This window comes from Pseudomonas emilianonis (assembly GCF_023072625.1).
In the GTDB taxonomy this organism is placed as follows: Bacteria; Pseudomonadota; Gammaproteobacteria; order Pseudomonadales; family Pseudomonadaceae; genus Aquipseudomonas; species Aquipseudomonas paraveronii.
The window spans coordinates 1-3,518 of record NZ_JAKNRV010000459.1 but is presented as its reverse complement, the minus strand read 5'-3'; the positions used below and the strand labels follow the sequence as shown (position 1 = coordinate 3,518).

4 protein-coding genes and 1 pseudogene are annotated in these 3,518 nt (G+C 60.9%); 2 read left to right on the top strand and 3 right to left on the bottom strand.

What is annotated here, in order from left to right; all coding sequences use genetic code 11:
• Positions 1-263: 263 nt before the first annotated feature.
• Complete coding sequence (locus L9Z73_RS27475) at positions 264-1,325, bottom strand: haloacid dehalogenase-like hydrolase (protein WP_247407800.1); 1,062 nt, start codon at positions 1,323-1,325, stop codon at positions 264-266.
• Between the two features lie 225 nt (positions 1,326-1,550).
• On the opposite strand from L9Z73_RS27475, the pseudogene L9Z73_RS27470 reads away from it, so the two are divergent.
• A pseudogene (locus L9Z73_RS27470) lies at positions 1,551-1,991 on the top strand (cation:dicarboxylate symporter family transporter); the annotation flags it as partial.
• Between the two features lie 128 nt (positions 1,992-2,119).
• Here L9Z73_RS27470 and L9Z73_RS27465 read toward each other — a convergent pair.
• Positions 2,120-2,632 carry a dihydrofolate reductase gene (locus L9Z73_RS27465; protein ID WP_247407798.1) on the bottom strand — a complete coding sequence of 171 codons (513 nt, stop codon included), beginning with the start codon at positions 2,630-2,632 and terminating at the stop codon, positions 2,120-2,122.
• A gap of 90 nt (positions 2,633-2,722) precedes the next feature.
• Between L9Z73_RS27465 and L9Z73_RS27460 the strand changes: the two genes are divergently transcribed.
• Positions 2,723-2,887, top strand: a complete 165-nt coding sequence (locus L9Z73_RS27460) for a hypothetical protein (protein WP_247407802.1) — start codon at positions 2,723-2,725, stop codon at positions 2,885-2,887.
• 64 nt (positions 2,888-2,951) lie between these two features.
• On the opposite strand, the gene L9Z73_RS27455 is transcribed toward L9Z73_RS27460, so the two are convergent.
• The coding region (locus L9Z73_RS27455; protein WP_247407796.1) for an amidohydrolase family protein at positions 2,952-3,518 on the bottom strand (567 nt) is incomplete at its 5' end.

Here is a 3,518-nt window from a genome sequence, read left to right as displayed (position 1 = left end):
TGATGCGATACAACAACGTCAGGCTCCATAGCTACAACGGCTACCGGTCGCCGGTAGCTATGGAGAAACTGGCGGCGTGAAACCTTAACTGGTGTCCAAAATTACTTGACCAGTTCAGCTTGCCCCCCGATGGCAGAGGGTCAGTCGATACATCCACAGCTGACCCACCGCTATCGGGGGCAAGCCCCCCTCCCACAGTTTGACCGTGTGAACCCAATCAAGTGTGGGAGGGGGCTTGCCCCCGATAAGCAAGCGACTCGGTCTTACTGGATTTCGTCAGGCTTGACGATCACCCAGTTCTTATCCGCCGTCACCGGCAACCCTTCCTTGGCTTGGGCGGCCGCGTGTTTGACCATCATGCCGTTGAGCTGGGTCATGTACTTATCTTTGCGGTTGACCCACAGGTGGACGCCGCCCTTGGCCACGTCCACATCGTGGAACAGCATGTAGCCGTCGCTGGTGGGCGTATCGCCGCCGACGATCACCGGCTTTTTCCATTCGTCGATGTAGGTCAGGATCGCGGCGTGCTTGCCGGCCATCCAGGTCGCCGGGGTCCACAGGTAGGGGGTCAATTCCAAACCGAGGTTGGCTTTTTCGTCGTATTTACCGGCCGTGATCTGCTTGCGCGCGGTGGTCAACTCGCCGGTCTTGCGGTCCTTGAGCAGGGTGCTCACGCCGATGACGTTCTGTGGTTTGACGTTGTAGCCGTACTTCGGATCGGCGGCGACCATACGCACCAGCTCTTCCGACGCGGCGGTCATCACATATACCTCGATGCCGTTTTCCATCAGCTTGTTGTACAGCTCGGCCTGGCCGGTGAAGACTTTCGGCGGTTGCACCTCGGAGTTCTTCACCACGTCGCCTTCGAAATAGCTGACTGGCACCGGCTTGCCGGAGGCCATCAACTCATCGACCTGGACCTTGAGCTCCTTGAGGGTAAAACCTGCAAACACCTGGGCCACCCATGGGTAGCAGACCATGTCGTCCACTTCGCACAGGCGATAGTAGTAGCTGAACAGACTTTCTTTATGGTCGGCGGTGTCTTTGAAGGGCATCAGTTTGAGCGACGGGTCGAGGCTGTCGCGGGTGATCAGGCCCTTGTTTTCCATGTAGGGCAGCAGGGATTCTTCGAGGTCGTAGCGGTAGCTGGTGTTGTCCATGTCGAACACCGCGAAGTTACCCTTGTTGGCGTTGGCGGCGATCATTTCGTTCAGTTGCTTGGCGGCCGGCGCCGGCCAGTGTTTCAACTCGGTGGCGGCGAACGCCTGGCTGGCGAGCCCGAGGCAGAATGCGGCGGATACGAGTAGTTTCGGCGCGAGCTTCATAGGCGTTGTCTCCCTGAGTGAAAGACATCGACGCTAACAAATCCCTGTGACAGTTTTCGTCCGGGCACGACCGCTTGCGTTCTGATTCCGCCATTGCCATGCGCCAGAGCGCCAACCACTTATTCCAAAAACGACAGACACCATTCCATATCGGTATTAAATCAATATATATCAAGCTGTTAGGCTTTCCGGTTCGCAATCGCAGGCTCACGCGATTGGCAGCACTCTCAACGGAGCCAGACACGCCGCCTGGGCATCCCGCACGCCATCGCCGGTTTCGCCGCCTCGTTCGGCGCGACCATCGGCCAGAACGGTTGCGCCGGTCTCTATCCGGCAATGCTCGCGGTGATGGTCGCGCCGACAGTCGGCATCAACCCGCTGGACCCGCTGTGGATCGCAACCCTGGTAGCGATTGTGACCTTGAGTTCGGCAGGCGTTGCCGGCGTGGGCGGTGGCGCGACGTTTGCCGCGCTGATCGTGCTGCCGGCGATGGGCTTGCCGGTGTCACTGGTGGCGCTGCTGATTTCCGTGGAGCCGCTGATCGACATGGGCCGTACTGCGTTGAACGTGAACGGTTCGATGACGGCGGGGGCGATTACCAGCCAGATCATGCAGCAGACGGATAAAGAACGGCTGAATGCGGATGAGCATGCCGAGTTGGCGTAGGCTTAACGACTAGACCTGTGGCGAGGGAGCTTGCTCCCGCTGGAGTGCGAAGCGCTCCCAAGATTTTTGGGGCCGCTGCGCAGCCCAGCGGGAGCAAGCTCCCTCGCCACAATAAGCGCGCCAAACCTTTAGGCTTTTTCCCACACCTCGAAGCTGTACGCCGGCTTATCACCTTCGGCTGGGTTCTGCAGATTGGAAACCAACTTCCACTGGTTCTCATCAAACGCCGGAAACCACGCATCCCCTTCCGGGCTCAGCGCCACCCGCGTCAGGTACAGGCGATCCGCCTGTTCAAGCCCTTTCGCATACAATTGCGCGCCGCCGATCAGCATCAGCTCATCCACGCCCTGTTCCAGCGCCCAGGCTTCAGCCCGCGCCACGGCGGTATCAAGCGACGGAAAAACTTCCGCACCTTCCAGCGCAAGATCGGTCTGACGGCTGACCACAATGTTCAAGCGCCCCGGCAGCGGTCGGCCCAGGGAGTCCCAGGTCTTGCGCCCCATGATGATCGGCTTGCCGAGCGTGGTGGCCTTGAAATATTTGAAATCCCCCGGCAAATGCCAGGGCATGCTGTTGTCGACGCCGATCACACGGTTTTCACCGAGGGCTGCGATCAGGCTTAAAGGGAGAGTTTTTTTCATGGCGACGAGAATACCAGAGCCACGCGAAGCGTACCCCAACCGGCTGCACAGCGGTTATGCTCCAGGCTCACTGACACAACAGGACGGCGCGTGACTGCACTGACCCCCCTGCAAAAACTCTGGCTGACGGAAACCGTGCGCCTGCGCGAAGAACACGCCGGCCCGCTGGAAGACCTGGAAGCCAATCGCCTGGCCCGCACGGCCGGCGGCGACGTGCACAGGATCGTTGGGGATGGTCACAGGGGAACTCCTTGAAATGGAAAACAGCGCCGGGCCGCCCCTGGATGACGGCCGGTCCCGGCGTGTAGCGCGAGGTGTTCTACAGCCCAAACAGCCGGGCGGCATTGCCGTAGAGGACGTTGTCGAGCACCTCGGGTTTGAAACCCAGGCGCAGGACATCCTCGATGGATTGACGAATCGGGCGGAACGGATAGGACGAGCCGAACAGCAACTGCTCTGCCAGAAAGCCGTTGGCCGCTTGCACGTAGGCATCGCTGCCGGGCTGGAACAGGTACATGTCCGGCACCAGGTAGACGTTCGGGTAGCGAAACGCCACGCCGAGCGCTTGCTGCACGTTGGGCCAGTAGCCGTGGTAGCAGACGATCGACAGCTGCGGGAACGCCCGGGCGACCTTGGCCAGGTGTTCGGGGTTGTTGAAGGCGGGGTCCGGGGTGGTCGGCCCGCTCATCAGAAACAGCGGAATGCCGTGCGCCTGCAAATGCTCGTAGATCGGCCAGTACAGCGGGTCATCCGGCTGCCTGGCCGGTTCGCCAAACCCCGGCTCCAGGTCGATCCCGGCCAGGCCCAGCGCCGAGATGGTGCGCTCGATCTCGCCCAGCGCGCCGTCGATACCTTGCAGCGCCGGGTCGATGCTGGCGATGCCGAG

Excerpts from the sequence above, each read along its gene's own strand:
- L9Z73_RS27465 (WP_247407798.1), bottom strand. The coding sequence starts at position 2,632 with ATGAAAAAAACTCTCCCTTTAAGCCTGATCGCAGCCCTCGGTGAAAAC.
- L9Z73_RS27475 (WP_247407800.1), bottom strand. The coding sequence starts at position 1,325 with ATGAAGCTCGCGCCGAAACTACTCGTATCCGCCGCATTCTGCCTCGGG.